The sequence below is a fragment of the Chelatococcus sp. YT9 genome, assembly GCF_018398315.1.
Taxonomy (GTDB): domain Bacteria; phylum Pseudomonadota; class Alphaproteobacteria; order Rhizobiales; family Beijerinckiaceae; genus Chelatococcus.
In genome coordinates this window covers 1,018,183-1,036,444 of record NZ_JAHBRW010000002.1, presented here as the reverse complement: position 1 = coordinate 1,036,444, position 18,262 = coordinate 1,018,183, and the positions used below count along the sequence as shown (strand labels likewise).

Below are 18,262 nucleotides of genomic sequence, written 5' to 3'. Positions count from 1 at the left end.
TGCCGTTTTCCTATTCGCAGGAGATGCCGCTGGCCTGCATGAGACCTTTCATGTAACCAACCGTGTAGATCATCCCATTGGCTTCATAGCCGACGTTGATGCCGGACACGGCGCCTGTATGAACGTGATCTCCGTCGAGCGCGGGGGCATGATCGGGACGGATGGGGCCATTGAAGCCGATGTCGTGGTACGCACGGAAGACGGCGGCCATGTCGGTGTCTCCGTCGTCCGGGAACGTTTCTTCGAACCGCTCGGCCCGACCGCGGACATCACGAACGTGGATGAAGGCGATCTTGTCGGCGAAGCGGTGAACGGTCTTCGCCACGTCTTCGCCCATGGTGCGGAAACTGCCTTGGCAGAAGGTAATACCGGCAGCGGGGCTTGCGGCCAGATCTATCGCCACGGCCATGGCGTCCGAGGAGGTCATGATGCGGCCGATGCCGCGTAGTTCGGGGACCGGCGGATCGTCGGGGTGAAGTGCCATGCGAACACCGGCGTCTTCCGCTGCTCCGATGACGCGGCGAATGAAGTATTCGTAGTTATCCCAGACCTGGTCTCGCGAGATCTGTCCAGCATCGGTCAAACCCAACGCTGCGGCAGCTTCAGCATCGAAGCCGGATACCCGAGCCCCACCTCGGATCTCCAATGATGTCCTCGTCCGATACCAGCCAATGCCTACCATGAAATTGTAACATAACAGTCGGATTCCGGCTCGCCCCATGTTCCGGAGCATGCACTTGTAACGTTCAATATCCTCGTCACGACCTGGAAGACCCTGCTTGATCCGGCTCATGTCGAACTGGTCACCTTCCAATCCGATGATCTCGAATCCAGCCTCTCGGTACCGGGCTTGATGGGCCGCCAGAGCCTCAGCATCCCATGGCGGCAACGTTCCGGTCAGTTCAGGGGCGAGCTTGGCGATTGCGTGTTTGACGCCCATCTGCCGCGCCAGTGTCCAGCGCCGGTCTGGAGTGGGCGGTAGCATCATGCAAAGTTTCATGTCGATGTCTCACCTTCGGCGCGTTGGCGGCGAGCCGCGTTTCCGATCCGCTGCTCCGCCGCCTCCATTTCGATCAGCCTCGCGACCGCATAGTGTTTCAGCGGGACGACTGCTCGCAGCCCTATCGGTCGTCGCGAAGTGCGCGATCTGCAAACCTGCATCTTGTGAAGCAGCTTGGCTGTGCCGCAGCCTAACGGCTCAACCTCGATCACGAACTGCCGACGGTCGGCGGAAGTCCAATGCAAGATTGGGATCTTGTTCAAGGGCTTTCTACAATCGATGGTCACCGTGTCCTTGTTCCCTCTGTCTGGAATTGTCTGTCGGATGTTGCGCTCATAGATGCATGCCACCATCAACGATAAGACTTGTACCGGTGATGTACCGGCCCGCGTCCGAGCAAAGCAGCAAGGCCGCTCCGGCACAATCGAACGCTTCTCCAAAGAAACCCGCCGGGATATTCGTTTTTACAGTCTCGGCATAGGCTTGATCACTCAGAGATTGAGTATTGCGTTCCGTCAGGATGACTCCTGGAGCGAGATTGTTCACGGTGACCCCTCGTGGTGCCAGCTGGCGGGCGAGGTTCTCCACCATGTTGGTCTGAGCTGACTTCGTCGCGGCATAGACCACCATCTCCGGATGCGGCTTGTGCTCCTGAACGGAGCCGACCGTGAGAATCCGTCCCCATCCTCGCTCCATCATGCCCGAAGCAAGTCGGGTGATCAGAGTCAAAGTGGCCCGGAAATTCACCTGCATCTGGAAATCGATGGCATCTGCTGTCATCCGATCCCAAGGTTGGCGTACCTGGACGGCAGCGTTGGAGACCAGGATATCCAGTCCGCCAAAAGCCGCCTCCGCGCGATCTGCGACCATTGACACCGCGCGCGGCTCGGCAAAGTCGGCGAGGAGAGCATGGGCCCGTCCGCCAGAAGCGACTATTTCCCCAGCAACAGCTTGCACTTCGGACAGGCGGGTAGCGCCATGGACCACGACCGAAGCGCCTGCCTCTGCCAGAGCAAGCGCAATCCCACGGCCGATGCCACGGCTGGACGCGGTGACAAAGGCCCGTTTCCCATCCAGCCGGAACCTGGATGCGACCGTCATGGTCGGCACCCGTCGAATAGTGTGGCCCCGCGGCCGAGCCCGGGATAGGACAAGACTTCGCCCCGTTCAGCTTCAGTGACCACGAGCCCGCGTTCGCCGGTGGGGTCGAAGGCGCAGTTGGTCGGCCTGGAGCCTGGTGTTGCATACACCGCCACGATTGTTCCAGTGGGATCGACGGCCTTTATGCAGCCTTGGCCGAAGACGGCGACATAGAGCAGGCCGTCGGCGCCGAGCGCCATACCATCGGGCCCGGTGGGGCCACCGATCTCTGCCCACGGCCGTGGATTGATCCACCTCAGGTTTTCCGGGTCCCACTCACCCTTCCAAAGTCGATGCCGGTAGGTCTCGGCGACCACGAGCGAGCGCCCGTCGTCCGCAAGCGCCAAGCCGTTCGGGAAGTAGAGATTGTCAGCGACTGGTTCTGGCTCGATGCCGTCATGGTAGGCCCAGATGCTGCCTGTCGGTTCGGTCCGCGAGTCCCCCGGACATGTAAACACCAGAGTGCCACGGCTGTCGAACGCGAGATCGTTCGGTTTGTTGAGCGGCTCACCCCGGCCCCGAGACGCAAGCGTCCGAGCCGTACCCGCCGCTAGATCCAAACGCCGGATGGCACGCATCCCCGCGTCGCAGAACCACGCCCCACCGGCACAGTCGAAGGTAAGACCGTTCGGATGACCGCCGACTTGGTATCTACGAACATCTTCTGGTGTGATTGTACTGAGGCATCCTCCCTGCAGTTCGACCCACCATAGGGAGCCATCCGGCGCGAACGCGGGTCCCTCCGGGAACGCGAGATTGCTGCAGATCACTTCGACCGCTGTTGACGCCGTGAGTGCCAAGTCGTCATGGGCGGCCATTGCGGTCCTGCCATGTTGCGCGAGCGAAGACATGGAATAGTTCCTCACATCCGGGGTGGTATTGTGCTAGAAGTATCCTCCCTTGCGGGTGATCTCCTGAATCGAGTTGCCCTCCTCCACCCATTGAAAAATCTGCTTCTCGTTATTGAGGATTTCCTCAGCACGAAGCAGCACATCAACCGCGACGTTGTGGGGCACCACGATGACGCCATCAATATCGCCGACAATCACGTCTCCAGGCCGCACCATGACGGATCCGAACTTAATCGGAATCTGGTAATGCGTGATCAGACAGCGCCCGAGGGAGCCGTTTGGACTACGATACTTGTAGAAAATCGGGAAATCCTTCTGCAGGATCTGGTGGGTGTCACGAATTCCACCATCGATAGCTGCCGCCTTGATGCCTTTGCCAATAGCGGTTGCTGTCATCACGCCGCCCCACGCGGTAGACTCCGTATCGCCCGAGGTATCCCAGATGACGAACGTGTCCTCACCGATCTCGTCGAGCATCTGTGTCCGGTAGGTGAGCTCACCCGTGACCTTGGTGTTCGGCGCGCTTTTGACCGTGAACGCGACCCCGGCTACCGTCCGCTCCGGCCGCAGCGGCTGAAGATAGCCTGGCAGAGCCTGGTTCATGAGACAGAACTCCCGCATGACATCACTGATCGCTCCGGTATAGAGCCGCTCGTAACGCGCCAGCAGGTCTTTGACAGGGATAGCGAATGGGGTCGTATCAATGATTTCGCGCTCGGCAATGAGCCTTTCTAGCTTCATCATCCCTGCTTCGCGCTGTAACGCACGGGTGTCGACGCCGTTCGCATCAAGTTGTCCTGACATCGTTTTCTCCAATTTAATGTGGTTTCCAGGAACATATGGGCTCCTGATCAACCTTTGACCGCTCCGGCAACAAGACCTTGGGCGATGTGCTTTTGCAGAATGAACGTTGCAGCCAGGATTGGCGCAAGGGCCGTCACGGACGCGGCCATGACCTCTGGCCAGTCGACCCCCGTATCGCCGACGAACTCTGCGATCACAACTGGCAGTGTTCGGGCGTTGCGGCTTGTCAGAATGAGTGCGAACAGGAAGTCGTTCCAAGAGACGATGAAGGCGAAGATCGACGTCGCCACGATCCCGGGCGCCATTAGAGGCAGCGTGATCTTGCGAACTGCGGTGAACCGGGATGCCCCGTCTATCATGGCGCATTCCTCGAGTTCTCTGGGAATCGCATCGAAGTAGCCCTTCAGCATCCACGTTGCGAGCGGGACATTGAGCGCCACATAGGCAAGAGCGAGGCCCCAATAGGTGTCATGCCCGCCGATGGTCCGGAGATTGAGATAGAACGGGAGGATCAATGCGACCGGCGGGAAGATGCGGGTCACCAACATGGCGAACAGCACCGTCTGGGCACCGACGAAGCGAAAGCGCGATACCGCATAGGCAGCCAGCAGGCCGAGAATAAGCCCAACTGACAAAGCGAGAGCGCTAACGACAAGGCTGTTGAAGAGCGCCGGTCCGAAACCCGCCTTGCTCCAGGCCGCCCGATAGGCCGCGAATGTTGGCATGAAGAAGAATTCAGGCGGCATCTGTAAAGCCTGAACTTGCGTCTTCAACGAGAGGTTCACCATCCAAAGAATTGGGAACAGCGTTGTCGCTACAGCAATCAGTGAGAGCAAAGAAAGCAGGACGAGGGTGCGCCGGTTCATGTGGGCTCACTCCGGTAGAGAACGCGGATGAGAATGAGAGCCAGGATAGCGGTCAAGATCAGGAGCAGGATCGACAGTGCCGCCGCATACCCCATTCGGAACTGTTCGAAGGCCGACTTGTAGATCAGGATTGAGATAGTCTCAGTAGCACTCTGGGGTCCGCCCCGCGTCAGCGCCCAAACTTCGTCGAACAACCGGATGGTGAACACCAGACGGAAGAGCAGGGCCACGAGGATCGCGGGCCGCAGGAGAGGTAAGGTAACATAGCGGAAGCGTTGGATCAGTGAGGCCCCGTCAACGACTGCCGCTTCGTAAGGCTCCGCAGGTAGCATTTGAAGGGCACCGAGCATGACAAGGAACACAAAAGCGGTGTTATGCCAGACCTCGGTGATCAGAAGAGCGATGAACGCTGTGGTTGGCTCCGAGAGCCAGTGAACCGGCCCGAGACCGATGAGGGCGAGAAGATAGTTCACGACGCCGAATTCTGCGTGCCAGAGCACTTTGAAGATCAAGCCGACAACGATCGGGGTCGCCATCACTGGTGCAACGAGAAGGGTGCGCACCAGGCGTCGGCCGTAGATCTGCTCATTGACGAGCATGGCGAGCGACAATCCGAGAACAAACTCAATGCCGACGGCGACGATGGTGAAGCTGGCGGTGATCCATAACGAGTGTAAAAAGCCAGGATCGGCCAGAATTGTGCGGTAGTTCCCCAGGCCGACCAGCTGCTCCGGGGCATCAGAATCGAGGATGTTCCAGTCGAATAGACTGATATACACGTTGTATAATATAGGATACGCGACAGTGACCGCGAGCGCCAGGATCGCAGGGGCCACGAGCAAGTAGGGTGTCGCTCCGGCACCAAGCAGTCTTGACTCAGGGAACGGCCGCCGCCGTGCCGTCGAACTCCGTTCAGGGAGTGAGGCGCGCGGCGGTGGTACGAGCGCGGCGCTATCGGATTGCATCGGCATCGGTCGACCCATCGCTGGGAGTTGTCTTTCGCGGTTGGATACAGGTCTGGAGAGAAGTGAACGGATCCCAGTGGCACGGACCCGTTCATCCGGCCGACTATTTTAGAATTGGTGCCACCTCGCGCTCAGCGGCGGCGAGGGCATCGCGTGCTGAGACGGTACCTGCCTGGGCGGCGCTGATGTGTTTGACGAGGATGTCCTGAACTCGGACAAACTCGGCTGAGACCGGCATAGTCCGTGCTCTAGGCAGAGCCTCGGTCAATGCAGGCGCAACCGGTACCTTCGCGACAAAGTCGGGGTGGGCAGCAACGGCTGGCCGGCTGATGGGATTGCCGTGGTTCACCGCCATCCAGAGCTGTTGCTCGGGGGCCGTGAGCCAGCTTATAAACTCCCAAGCAGCATCCTTGTTCTTCGACTTGCCGTTGATGAACAAGCCCCATCCGCGCCCGAAATAGGCGTCGCTCACAGACGGATCCCTCGGCGCAGCCGCGTATCCGATCTTCCCGGCGACCTGGCTTTTTTCTTTGTTCTCCAGCTGTGACCAGTAAGCATCGAACATGATCGACATTGCGGCTTTGCCCTGCGCCATAGCGCTGATGGCATCGTCGAAGCTGTAGGAAAGCACCCCCGGATTGACTAATCCTTCGGCGACGAAACGGCGGCGCATTTCAGTCGCTTTGACCGCCTGCGGTGTGTTGAAGGCGGCCTTCTTGCCATCCGATGTCAGGATGTCGACGCCGAGGGGAGCGGCCCAATCATACCAGTCATAAAGGCCCTGGTTTGATTGAATTCCCTGGTATACTGCCCCGTAGATGTCCGTCTTACCGTCTCCGTCCGTGTCCTTCGTCAGCTTCTTGGCCGCCGCGTAGTACTCATCGAGAGTTTTTGGAACCGCAACGCCGGCCTGCTCAAGGATGTCCTTGCGATAAAACAGGATGTCGACCGACATGCGCAACGGGATTGCATAGAGCTTGCCTTCGGGAGTTAGCGGGATGCGGAATTGGCGCACAAAACCTTCAGAGAACGCCTCGATACCGCCGGAAACCGGCTTCTTTGCTAGGTATGGCTCAAGGGGCTCGACGTAACGGGTCAAGCGCTCGGACCAAAAATTGGCCATTGTCACGACGTCGTAAGCGTCACTGCCGGCAATGAACTCAGCTGGAATGCGTTGAGCCAGCGCGTCCGTCGGAAAGGTGGTGACCTCCACCTTGATTCCCGTCTCCTCAGTGAATTTCTTCAGAAGCTCGCCTTTCCCGGTCACATCGTAGATGACCGGGTGCGTGATCCACGTGATTGTCTTCTGCTGTGCAGCGGCGGGCCCCGCCGCAAGGACAAAGGCGGCGGCAACCAAAACGCGCCGGGTCAGATATTTCATCTCGTCTCCTCCGTGAGCATCCTCGACCAGCTGGCCTCTTGTTTCATATTTGAAACTATGCTTCTTATTTGAATTGAGCATGTCGGATGAGCGGTGCAGTGTCAAGGAGTTCATGATGTATGCTGGAGCTGTTGCGACCCACCGGATTCCGGTGATCGATAAGATGATGGCAGTTTTATTCGCGCTTGAGGCGACACCCGATGGGGTGTCAGTCGCGAAGCTCTCCCGCGAACTAAAGATTTCCCGCACCACAGTATATCGCATGCTCAATACTCTTGCTGAGCACGGCGTGGTACAACGTCACTATAGCGACGCCGCTTTTTCGCTGGGACCAACTCTCGTACGTCTGGCGCGGCATGTGTCGACGCCGCCAGACATTGCAAGTGCGAGCCGTCCATACATGGAGGACCTTGCCTATCGTCGCGGACAGACGGTGAAGGTGACGATCAAGGACGGCCAAGAGGCGGTTGTCGTCGGCGTCGCATTGGGCAGCGGTCCATTTAGCATCGCGGCTCAGGTGGGAAGTCGTTTCCCACTTCACGCCGGGGCAGCAAGCAAGGTGCTGCTCGCGTTCTCAGATGAGAAGGAAGTCGCCTCGCTTCTTGCACTCGAGCTATCGCGGCATACTGATGCTACGATTGTGGACCCAGTGATGCTTCAAAAGGAGATTGATGACATCCGTCGCAATGGCTGGGCTGTAGACCGGGGAGAATTCATTAGCGGCGTGAGAGCCGTTTCCGTACCTCTGCGCAACGCGGAGCAGCGAGTGACCGCCGCCCTGAGCGTCACGTTTGTGGCGAATGCAGAAGAACTCTCCGACCAAATGCTCTCGGAACTGTTGCGGACAGCTGATGCCATATCGCGGAGCTTGGGCGGTTGATTTCAGTTCAATGTCGAGATCGCAATTCAATTTACGCACGATTTTGCGCATCTCAGAGGCTGAGCAGCCGCGACTGTTCAGGTGCTCGATGGCGCCGCCTGAGAAGTGACATCCGGCTTGTTCGTATGGCCAAAAGCAGTTGCATTTAGCCGGCAACCGTCCTTCGGACACGCATGAAGTTCAATCGCAACAGAAGCCCGAAGGCGGCGAGGCTGAGCCCGCCGAGCATAGCAAAAACGCCCTGTGCTCCGATACCACTCATCAGGAACGCGAGAGTCGGAGGCGCCAGCGCATTGATCAAGTTCATCGGCAGGGCAATCGAAGCCATCGCAGCCGCATAGTCGGCATTATTATAGAAGACGAGCGGCATGGTCGCCCGTGCGACGGCAAAGGCGCCGCTTCCGATCCCAAACAGCAAGAGATAACCAGCTATCGCCAGAGTTCCCGCACCACCTATCCAGATCGCCGCGAGGCCCATCGGAATCATCGCGCCCGCTACGATCCCGGTGGACAAGCCATCCCAACCGCCCCCGCCGAGAAGATCGATAACGCGACCGGCAACTTTGAACACCCCAAGTAACGAGGCGATCGCGACCGCTGCGGCGAGCTCCATTCCCATCGCCTGCAGGAATTGAATTCCAACAGCCTCGACTCCGAAAGTGACAAAACTGTTCAAGGCTATGGCCGCGACCAGTAGGACGAAGACTGGCCCCTTTTGCGCGTTTCCCCGATGATTGTCTGTCGTCATCCCCCTTCTGGTCGGGGCCAAGCCGTAGCGAACCACCGGCCCAACAATCAAAATCATGACGCTCGCATAGACAAGGACCGCCCCACGCCAGCCAACGAGCGTTTCGAGAAAGGCCGTGACGGGCCAGAAGATGCTCCCCGCGAGGCCAGTCACCACCATCAGCGTTCCGATCAAGCTGCGCGCGCGATCCCCTGCATATTCGGCGATGTACGCGTAGGCCGAAGTTGTCAGGAACATTGCGCCGGCCACGCCGGTCAGCGCCCAGCTACCCCAAAAGACCGGAAGGTTCGGTGAAAGCGCAAGCAAACATAGCCCCAAGCCGATCAAAGCTGCTCCCGCGGCCATCACCTCACGTGTTCCGAACCGTCGAAACGCCCAACTGGCCCAAGGTGCAGCGATACCCATGGCGACGAACATCACAGTGGTTGCGACGAAGACCGATGGCAGGGAACTTCTGAAATCCAATGAGATTGGTTCTGCGATCACGGGCAGAACGCCGACTGCACCCCAACCGGTGATCTGAGTCAGCGCAAGAATGGTCAGGACGCGGAAATGTTGTCGCATCCTCCGCTCCTAGGCAGGAAGCGTGATACTTTGATGACTTCGTGACTCCAGTCCTTCCACAACGTTGCCGCGCGACGCACCCGTCTGAACAAAGCGCAGCTTTCAGCCGTTGCAACAGACACGATCCGCGAACGTCAGCAATCCCGGGCCTGCATTCACTGGCCCACTGTTAACGTGTACCCGTCTTACAGCGCGTCGCGTAGCAACAGCCGCATACGGTAATATCGTGCCCTTAAACTGTCATCGCTGATGATATACTCAGAAAATCCGTGCTTATTTTCACAAATATTATTACGGGAATAACATATGCGGGGGGCCGGCGCGGCCGCCGACCGCCTCGCATCCTATTTGTGCACGCCGACGATCTTGGCATCCTCATAGGTCGCCCAGCTGCCATTGCCACCTTCTTCGTAGACATCGGTTACGTAGTTGGAGCGGGTGATGCTGAAGAACACGACTTGGTAGAGCGGGAGGATCGGCAACTCGTCCCAGATGACTTCCTGGATCCGGTCATAGACGGCCTTGCGCTCCACCGGATCCAGGATGGAGCGCTGCTTGGTAAAGAGCGCGTCGACCTCCTCGCTCCGATAATCAGAATTGTTGGTGTAAGGAACAGGTCGAATGTTGTTGGAATTGTAGAAGCGCTCGATGCCGCCGACGCCCGGTCCTATTGCGACGGCCTCGATGGTCATGGCGAAATTGCCGGTGGCATAAGCGCGCTGGTCAAAGGCGGCGCGGTCGGCGGAAAAAAGATTGAGCTTGATCCCGACCGCCGCCAGGTTCTGCTTGATGATGTCGGCGATATTGGCGGCAGACCCCAGTGACGAGGCCCAGCCGAGCTCTAGTTCGAAGCGCGTGCCGTCGGCACCCCGCTTGAAGCCTGCCTCATCCAGCATCCTGTTGGCCTGCGCGGCGTCGAACGTATAGTCGACCAGCTTCTTATTATAGAGGGGATCTGCTGGCGAGACCGGACCCAGCTGCTCGGACGCTGTCATGCCGCCATCGATGTTTTCGCGGATGAACTTGCGGTCGATGGCGTGCGCTATAGCCTTCCGCACCTCTTTGTTGGCGAGGTGCTGGTTCTTCAGGTTGAGCACGATGTGGTAGGCCGCACCGCGATTAACCGAGCGCGTAAGCTTGTTGCCGGGCAACTTTGACAGTCGGATCGCCTCCGACTGTGGCAGCGCATTGTAGTACATCATGTCGAGCTCGCCCTGCTGGAAGGCGGCAACGCGCGATGCCGGATCGGGCATGATGCGCAGGACGACCTCGTCCACCATCGGCCTACCCTTGATGAAATAGTTCTCGTTCTTCTCGTATCGCACCTCGCGGCCGCGCTGATAGCTGACGAGCTTGTAGGGCCCGGTGCCGACTGGCTTCTGGTTGAGTGGGTCGGTGGCGAGGTTCTTTCCTTCCCACAGATGCTTTGGGATGATGGGTGCGCAGACTGCATCGGTCGCCATCATCAGCTCGGCGGAGGGGGCGGACAAGCGGTACACCACGGTGCTGGCATTCGGCGCGTCCACTGCTGTCACGGGCGTATAGGCCGCTTTGCCCCGCGGCTGAATCGTCTTGATCGCGTTCTCAATGGTGAACTTGACGTCGGCCGACGTGAACGGCCGGCCGTCCTGCCACAGAACGTCGTCGCGCAGCGTGAAAACGTAGGTCTTGCCGTCTGGGCTGATCTCCCAGCTTTTGGCAAGCAGCGGCTCGATTGACCCGTCGGGCTTGATGCGCGTCAGGCCTTGATGGATCGGGGAACTGGTGACGTAGGTGGAGATCGCGGAGCTGACAGCGGCGTTGAACACGGTCGGATCCCCCTCGAGCGCGCCGACCAGCGTGGTCTTTTGCTGCGCGAAAGCGGGCTTCCAGACTATCGCTGCCGACATGCCGAAGGACGTCCTCAGGATACCACGCCGCGTGAGATTCCAATCCCGCATATGACATCCCCCAGCTTACGCGCGGTCCACGCCACGCTATAACAATCCGTTAAAACGCTACATATTGTATGATTCTATGTCAATCTACGATCTCGATCAGGCCGAAGATCGAGTGATGGCTGGAGCCTCACGCCAACTCATTCCGCCGCCTGAGCTTTTCGGCAGATATCGCTGGCTAACGACACTTGTTCATCACGACGCCGGCCTCTTCGACCTGTCGAGGGAAATCTGCCTTTGAGCGAGATGATCCTGAGCCGTATCGCCCGCCGCGATGCTTGCTCGACAGCATTGAGGACTGGAGCTTCCGCGTCGCGGTGATGGGCCGGTTGGTTTTTAGTGAGGAGGATACCCGGCCAGCGGGGGGCCGGTCTCGGTCTGGTCATGCGTGCGGCGCGCCTCCTACGACTACCGGCCGCTAAGCGCCGGTAAAGGCAATCTTGTCTTCGCTGCGGTCAGCGGCCCGCCATCTTCAGCGTGAGGAACGGGACCCGAGAGTGCCGGTTGTCTATGGCCGCGTCAGGCTACGGGCGGGGCGAATACGTCAAACGCGCGGGCGTTAGCCTGAACCTACTTTCCGCCAACTCAGTTGGGTTCCATCAGGAAGTACCGCTTCCGCCTGGACCGCCCCAGGTCTACACCTCACTCGAGCGCCGGTCGATTTACGCGGCCGGGAGCACTTTGGCGCGCTCCTGGAGATGGCAGGCCGCTTGGTGGTCTGGCGTCAGGCCAGTGAGCGGCGGCACGGATGCGGTGCAGATTGCCAGGTCGGCGATGGCGCAGCGCGGATTGAAATGGCAGCCGGGTGGCGGGGCGAGCGGCGACGGGATCTCGCCCTTCAGTTCCTTCGCCTGGCGCTTGGCTTCACGAGCCGGATCGGGGATCGGCACCGAACTTAGTAAGGCCTGCGTGTAGGGGTGTCGCGGATCGGCATAGATGCGCGAGGAGGGTGCGGTCTCGACGATGCGACCGAGATACATCACAGAAACGCGGTGGGAGATGTGCCGCACCACGGCCATGTCATGGCCGATGAACAGGTAGGACAGCTTGAACTCGCGCTGCAGATCGCGAAGGAAGTTGACGATCTGCGCCTGGATCGACACGTCAAGTGCGGATACCGGCTCGTCGGCAACGATGAAGCGGGGCTTGAGCACGAGGGCTCGCGCGATGCCAATGCGCTGGCGCTGGCCGCCGGAGAATTCGCGCGGGTACTTGATCATCGCGCTGGCTGGGATGCCACAGAGGTCGAGCACCTCACGGATCTTGCGGTCGGCGTCCGGCCCCTTTGCCACATCGAAATTGCGCAAGGGCTCCGCGATGATATCGCGCACCGTCATGACCGGATTCAGCGAACTGTAGGGATCCTGGAAGATCGTCTGAATCTGCTGTCGCACGCGCCGTCGCTCAGGCCGCGGCAGCTGGCTGATATCTTGCCCGTCGAAGCGGATGGTGCCGCTGCTCGGGTCCATGAGCTGCGAGATCATGCGACCCAGCGTGGACTTGCCGCAGCCGGATTCGCCTATCAGACCGAGCGTCTCACCGGCGTTGATGTGCATCGTGACGTTGTCGACGGCGCGCAGGATGGTTTTGCGGCCAAAGCCGCGCGCGAGCGGGAACTGCTTGGAGAGGCCTGTGGCCTCAAGCAGTGGCGTGGCTGGCTTGATTGGTTGCATGATCATCTTTTTGAAACGCCGTGTTCTTCATCATCACCCAGCAGCGGGCGACCTGACCGTCTCCAACCGGGATCAGCCCCGGCTCCTCCACCATGCAGCGGTCGATCTTGAACCGGCAGCGGGGATTGAACTTGCACCCGGCGATCTTCTGGCTGTTGTCAAGGGGCGAGCCCGGGATGCCAATCAGGTCCTGCCCGGAATCCTGGTCGATGCGCGGCACTGACTGCAGCAGGCCCCAGGTATAGGGATGCTGGGGTGCGCGGAAAATCTGCTCGGCCGTACCTCTTTCCATGACGCGGCCGGCATACATGACCACGACGCGCTCTGCGAGGCTCGCGACCAGCGCCAGATTGTGCGTGATCAGGATAAGTGCGGTGCCGTACTGCTCATTGACGTCGCGCAGCAGTCGGATCACCTGATCCTGCACGGTGACATCGAGCGCGGTGGTCGGCTCGTCGGCGATCAGGAGCTTGGGATTGTTGGAAAGGCCCATCCCGATCATGCCGCGCTGGCGCATGCCGCCCGAGAACTCGTGCGGATAGGACCTCGCACGCTCCTTGGGCGAGGGAATGCCGACCTTGCGTAAGAGATCGACGACGCGGTCGCGGATGCTCTTGCGCTCGATCTTGCGGTGCAGCTTCATCGCCTCGGCGATCTGCTGGCCGATGCGCTTGACCGGGTTCCATGACGACATCGGATCCTGAAAGATCAGCGCGATCTCGCTTCCGCGCAGGTCCGCCATGTCGCGGGCACTAATGGCGGCAATGTCGCGGCCATCGAAGCAGACTTCCCCCGCAACAATCTTGCCGGGCTCCGGCACAAGCCGCAGAATCGACAGCATCAGCATCGACTTGCCCGAGCCGGACTCACCCACAACGGCCACGCGTTCATGCGCGCGTACTTCAAGAGTGACGTTGTCGACCGCCTTGAACTCGCCATAAGGTGTCGGAAAGGCAGTGGTCAGTCCGTTGATGGAAAGCACCGCCTCAGAGGGTTGCGTGCGATCTGACACGATCGTCTCCTTATCGCCGGGTGCCGCTATGACGTGCGGTGCTGAAACTGTCGCCCAAGAGATTGAGGCTGAAGATGGTGATCGCGAGAAGCAGGCCCGGGAAAGTGGTCATCCACCAGGCCGACTGCAGATAGAGCTGGTATTGCTGGAGGAGCAGCCCCCAGCTCGGCGACGACGGATCGCCGAGGCCTATGAAGCTCAGGAAGGATTCCACCAAGATCGCCGCGCCCATCTGGAGGAAGACCGAGACGATGAGGTAAGGCGCGACATTGGGCAGGATGTGGCGCAGGACGACGCGGCTGCGGCTCGCCCCGCTCATGCGTGCAGCCAGCACGAATTCCTCGCCGCGCAGGATCATGAACTGGGCGCGCACCACGCGCGCCGTGCCAGGCCAGGCCAGGAAGCCGATCACCAGCACGATGCTCGTCTGGCTGGCGCCGTAGAGTGCCATGACGATGATGGCGAGCAGAAAGCGCGGCACGACCTGGAAGATCTCGGTCATGCGCATCAGGAGCTCGTCGACCATGCCGCCGGCATAGCCTGCGACGGCTCCGACCAGCGTTCCTGTTAACGCGGCGACGCAGGCGCCCATCATGCCGATTACGAGTGAAATGCGTGCGCCCTGAATGGCGCGGGCGAGGATGTCGCGGCCAAGATCATCCGTTCCCATCGGATGAGCAAGGCTCGGCGGCATGAAGCTGTCGCGGCTTATCGCCAGCGGATCGATCGGCCACAGAAAGGGTCCGAGCACCGCTAGTCCAAGGATGAAGGTGAGCCCGGTCAAGCCGATCACAGCAGAAGGCGTCAGCTTGAACCAGGTCACGCGCGGCAGGCGGAAGCGGGCCTTGGCACCTGTCTGAACGGGGGTGATGGCGTCCGCCATGTCCTACCTCCTGGTCCGCGGGTCGAGGATGGCGCAGAGCAGATCGGTGATCAGGTTGATCACGATGACGGCGATCGACGACAAAATGAAACAACCGGTCAACAGCGGGAAGTCGCGGCGCAGGATGGCGTCGTAGAACAGGCGCCCGATGCCCGGCCAGCTGAACACCGTCTCCGTCACCACAGCGCCACCGAGCAGCACGCCGAACTCCAGCCCGACGATGGTGATCGTGGTGACGATGGCGTTCGGGAACGCGTGTTTCCAGACCACGTAGTTCATGCGCCCGCCCTTGGCGCGCGCGACGAGCACATAGTCACGCCCCAAGGCTTCGACCATTGCGGTGCGCGTAAACCGCGCGATCAGGCCGAGTTCGAAGGTGGCGAGCGTTAGCACCGGAAGTACCATGTGCCTCGCGACGTCCAGATAGTAGGCGGCACCCGACAGTTGAATGCGCGCGGTGGTCATGCCGCCGGCGGGGAGAATGTTAAGCTGCACCGCAAACAGCAAAATCAGGAGTTGGCCGAGCCAGAAGGCGGGGAGCGAGTAGCCGAGCAGCGAGGCCAGGCCGACCCCGGCATCGATGTTGGTGCCCTTGTGGCGCGCGGCCCAGACGCCGAAGATGACGCCTGCCAGGGCCGCCACCAGGATCGCGGAGGCCGTAAGGATGATGGTAGCCGGGGCGCGCTGCAGCACGACGTCGACGACGGGCTGCTGGTAGTAGATTGAGGTGCCCAGATCGAACCGGATTGCTTGGCCGAGGAAGATCAGGAGCTGTTCGAGGATTGGCCGGTCAAGCCCGTAGCGCTCGTTGATCGCGGCCAGGAATTCCGGGGTCGGAGCATCGCCCGCCAGGATAAGCGCCGGATCACCCGGCGCCAGCCGGATCAACACGAAGGTAGCCGTGACGATGATGAGCAGGGTCGGGATGCCCAGCAGGACCCTGTTCAGTACCAATCCCGGTAAGCTCATCGTCATCAGCAAACTCCGTGGGCGGTGTTGGTGGCGTCAGCACCTGCATGCACCGGCCGCTACCGACGATTGGACCGCGAAAACCATAGCTATCGAGAGCGCGACGCGGCATGCGGCGACGCCGTCGTGTCTAGTATTGCCGTCGGGCTGGCCTACACATGTTCGCAGGCCAGCCCATGCCATGTCTGGTCAAGCTTTGGTGTGGACGCCCACAATCTTCGCGCGATCGAAGGATTCCCAGGTACCGTTGCCATTATCCTCGAAGATGTCGACGGCATACTGCTTACGCGATACGTTGTTGAAAACGACCTGGTAAAGCGCCATTATTGGCAGATCGTCCCAGATAATCTCCTGAATCTTGTCGTAGACGACCTTGCGTTTGTCGAGATCGATGAGCGAGCGCTGCTCGTCGAACAGTTTATCGACCTCGGCATTGACGTAGCTCGAATTGTTGACGTAGGGCAGTGGCTGGATGTTGCGCGAATTGTAAAAGCGCTCCGTGCCGATGTCCGGGTCCGGCCCGATGGCATGGGCCTCGATCGCTATGTCGAACTGGCCGCCGACGTAGCACCGCTGGATCATCGCGGCGCGGTCGGCGGAGAATAGCTTCACGCCGACACCGACGGCGGCGAGATTCTGCTTGATGATGTCCGCGATCTTGCCGGCTGCGACGTTGAAGGAGGGCCATGCGATCTCGATGGTGAAGCGGTTGCCGTCTGCCCCTCTGGGGAAGCCAGCCTGATCGAGGAGCTTATTGGCGAGCGCTGGATCGAACGCGTAGTCCTTCAGCGCCTTGTTGTAGAGCGGCGAGGCCGGCGAGACGGGGCCGAGCTGCTCCGACGAGGTCAAGCCGCCATCGACACTCTCGCGGATGAACTTGCGGTCGATCGCGTGGGCGAAGGCCTTCCGGACGTCCTTGTTGCCCAGATACTGGTTCTTCAGGTTGTACACTGCCTGATAGGCGGCGCCGCGGTTCGGCGACTTAGTGATCTGCAGGTTTGGCAGCCTGGATAGACGCGCGACTTCCGACTGCGGCAGCGCGTTCCAGTAGATCATGTCGACCTCGCCTTGCTGGAGCGCGGAAATGCGTGTCGCGGGGTCAGGCATGATGCGAAAGATCAGCTGATCGACCAGTGGCGCGCCCTTGATGAAGTAGTTGGGATTGCGCTCATAGCGCACTTCCTTGCCGCGCTCGTAAGCGACCAGCTTATAGGGGCCGGTACCGACCGGCTTCTGGTTGAGAGGGTCGGTGGCAATATTCTTGCCCTCCCACAGATGCTTCGGGATGATGGCGCCGACGGCGCGGTCGGTCGCCGACATCAGCGAGGCCGATGGCGCGCTCAAGCGGTAGATCACGGTGTGGTCATCCGGCGTCTCAATCGCCTTCAGCGGCTTGTAGGCGACCTTGCCCCAGGGATGCAGCTTGCCATTGGCATTCTCGATCGAGAACTTGACATCGGCCGAGGTGAAGGGATGTCCGTCATGCCACATCACGTCGTCGCGCAGATGAAACGTGTAAGTGAGGCCATCGGGCGAGATCTCCCAGCTTTTGGCGAGCAGCGGCTCGATCGTGCCGTCCGCCATGATCAGCGTCAGGCCCTGATGGACGGGTGAGCTGGTCGCGAAGGTCGAGATCGTGCTGGTAATGGCAGAGTTGAACCCGGGCGGATCCTCCTCAAGCACGCCCACCAATGTGGTCGGCTGTTGTGCGTCGGCGAACCGTGGCGCCATCAGCGTGGCCGATGCCGTGAGCGTTCCGGTTACGAAGCGGCGGCGGTCCATTGCGAGCGCACTCCAGTTGTATTCGGCCATCTCGATACTCCCGTGCAGAGGGTTTGCTGATCCGCGAAGATGCACCCTCGATCCGTTCCCTCGTTGAGCGAAAGGAAGCTGTTGGCCCGAGGCAACCGTTTCCCACTGCCGGGGTGGCGCGCTACTCCAACCGTGCTCCCCACGTGGCCCGTTCTTCTTGTCCGGCCATCAAGCTCTCAGCTGCATGATTGGATTATTGTCATACATTCTAGATATGGGCAATGCTAAAAACTGGCTTGGTTGTGTAATCACGTTGAATGTCGCCGGGACGCTATCGAGACGCGGCGCTCGCGGTTTCAGCGACGTCCGCAAACTTGGTGAAAAAGTCGCTTGCCATCCGGACGGCGGCGGAATTGATCATGCGCGCACCGAGCTGGGCAAGCTTGCCGCCGATCTGTGACTCGACTTCATAATCGATCACCGTGCCGCCTGGTGCGTCTCGGAGCTTGACCAGCGCGGAACCCTTGGCGAAGCCGGCGATGCCGCCCGAGCCTTCGCCGACCAGCCGGCACTGCTCGCCGGCAGTGGCGTCCGCGATGCTGACCTTGCCCTGGAACCGCGCCTTGACCGGGCCGATCTTGATGGTGACGGTCGCGGTATATTCATTGTCGGACACCTGTTCCAGCGCCTCACAGCCTTGGATGCACGCCTTCAGCACCTCAGGGTTGAACAGCGCCGTCCATACCGCCTCGCGCGGCGCGCTGATCTCGTTGCTGCCGGACATGTTCATGATCGATCTCCACTTTCAGGTGACCGCGGCAACGCACGGGTCCGACG

Annotated in this window: 16 protein-coding genes; 1 reads left to right on the top strand and 15 read right to left on the bottom strand. The window is 60.3% G+C overall.

Features of this window, described 5'->3' with window-relative positions; all coding sequences use genetic code 11:
* Window positions 1-10 precede the first annotated feature (10 nt).
* From KIO76_RS24795 to KIO76_RS24765, 7 genes are all read right to left on the bottom strand, one after another.
* Window positions 11-1,000 carry a mannonate dehydratase gene (locus tag KIO76_RS24795; protein ID WP_213326246.1) on the bottom strand — a complete coding sequence of 330 codons (990 nt, stop codon included), beginning with the start codon at window positions 998-1,000 and terminating at the stop codon, window positions 11-13.
* A gap of 333 nt (window positions 1,001-1,333) precedes the next feature.
* Window positions 1,334-2,101 carry an SDR family NAD(P)-dependent oxidoreductase gene (locus KIO76_RS24790; RefSeq protein WP_213326245.1) on the bottom strand — a complete coding sequence of 256 codons (768 nt, stop codon included), beginning with the start codon at window positions 2,099-2,101 and terminating at the stop codon, window positions 1,334-1,336.
* Window positions 2,098-2,991 carry an SMP-30/gluconolactonase/LRE family protein gene (locus KIO76_RS24785; protein WP_213326244.1) on the bottom strand — a complete coding sequence of 298 codons (894 nt, stop codon included), beginning with the start codon at window positions 2,989-2,991 and terminating at the stop codon, window positions 2,098-2,100. The genes KIO76_RS24790 and KIO76_RS24785 overlap by 4 nt, the downstream gene beginning before the upstream one ends.
* 33 nt (window positions 2,992-3,024) lie before the next feature.
* Entirely contained in the window at window positions 3,025-3,795 is a 771-nt protein-coding gene (locus tag KIO76_RS24780) for an RraA family protein (protein ID WP_213326243.1), read from the bottom strand.
* A gap of 47 nt (window positions 3,796-3,842) precedes the next feature.
* A complete protein-coding gene (locus tag KIO76_RS24775; protein WP_213326242.1) occupies window positions 3,843-4,661 on the bottom strand; it encodes a carbohydrate ABC transporter permease in 819 nt (272 codons plus the stop codon).
* Window positions 4,658-5,497, bottom strand: a complete 840-nt coding sequence (locus KIO76_RS24770; RefSeq protein WP_291976112.1) for a carbohydrate ABC transporter permease — start codon at window positions 5,495-5,497, stop codon at window positions 4,658-4,660. The genes KIO76_RS24775 and KIO76_RS24770 overlap by 4 nt, the downstream gene beginning before the upstream one ends.
* A gap of 232 nt (window positions 5,498-5,729) precedes the next feature.
* Entirely contained in the window at window positions 5,730-7,112 is a 1,383-nt protein-coding gene (locus tag KIO76_RS24765; RefSeq protein WP_213326240.1) for an ABC transporter substrate-binding protein, read from the bottom strand.
* On the opposite strand from KIO76_RS24765, the gene KIO76_RS24760 reads away from it, so the two are divergent.
* Window positions 7,087-7,887 (top strand): IclR family transcriptional regulator, encoded by an 801-nt coding sequence (locus tag KIO76_RS24760; RefSeq protein WP_213326239.1) that lies wholly within the window; start codon window positions 7,087-7,089, stop codon window positions 7,885-7,887. The two genes, KIO76_RS24765 and KIO76_RS24760, sit on opposite strands and share 26 nt — an antisense overlap.
* A 145-nt stretch (window positions 7,888-8,032) precedes the next feature.
* On the opposite strand, the gene KIO76_RS24755 is transcribed toward KIO76_RS24760, so the two are convergent.
* The 8 genes from KIO76_RS24755 to KIO76_RS24720 form a co-directional block, all read right to left on the bottom strand.
* Complete coding sequence (locus KIO76_RS24755; protein ID WP_213326238.1) at window positions 8,033-9,199, bottom strand: MFS transporter; 1,167 nt, start codon at window positions 9,197-9,199, stop codon at window positions 8,033-8,035.
* A gap of 344 nt (window positions 9,200-9,543) precedes the next feature.
* Window positions 9,544-11,139 (bottom strand): ABC transporter substrate-binding protein, encoded by a 1,596-nt coding sequence (locus tag KIO76_RS24750; protein ID WP_213326237.1) that lies wholly within the window; start codon window positions 11,137-11,139, stop codon window positions 9,544-9,546.
* A gap of 659 nt (window positions 11,140-11,798) precedes the next feature.
* Window positions 11,799-12,809 carry an ABC transporter ATP-binding protein gene (locus KIO76_RS24745; protein ID WP_249730028.1) on the bottom strand — a complete coding sequence of 337 codons (1,011 nt, stop codon included), beginning with the start codon at window positions 12,807-12,809 and terminating at the stop codon, window positions 11,799-11,801.
* On the bottom strand, window positions 12,775-13,821 hold the full coding sequence (locus tag KIO76_RS24740) for an ABC transporter ATP-binding protein (RefSeq protein ID WP_213326235.1): 1,047 nt from the start codon (window positions 13,819-13,821) through the stop codon (window positions 12,775-12,777). The genes KIO76_RS24745 and KIO76_RS24740 overlap by 35 nt, the downstream gene beginning before the upstream one ends.
* 10 nt (window positions 13,822-13,831) lie before the next feature.
* The gene (locus KIO76_RS24735) at window positions 13,832-14,704 is read right to left on the bottom strand and encodes an ABC transporter permease (RefSeq protein ID WP_213326234.1); all 873 of its coding nucleotides are present in this window, start codon (window positions 14,702-14,704) and stop codon (window positions 13,832-13,834) included.
* A 3-nt stretch (window positions 14,705-14,707) separates the two neighbouring features.
* Window positions 14,708-15,679, bottom strand: a complete 972-nt coding sequence (locus KIO76_RS24730) for an ABC transporter permease (RefSeq protein ID WP_213326233.1) — start codon at window positions 15,677-15,679, stop codon at window positions 14,708-14,710.
* Window positions 15,680-15,862: 183 nt separating this feature from the next.
* Window positions 15,863-17,485: an ABC transporter substrate-binding protein gene (locus KIO76_RS24725; RefSeq protein WP_213326232.1), complete on the bottom strand. Its 1,623-nt coding sequence runs from the start codon at window positions 17,483-17,485 to the stop codon at window positions 15,863-15,865.
* A gap of 271 nt (window positions 17,486-17,756) precedes the next feature.
* Window positions 17,757-18,215, bottom strand: coding sequence for an SRPBCC family protein (locus KIO76_RS24720; protein ID WP_213326231.1), 459 nt, complete (start codon window positions 18,213-18,215; stop codon window positions 17,757-17,759).
* Between the last annotated feature and the right edge of the window lie 47 nt (window positions 18,216-18,262).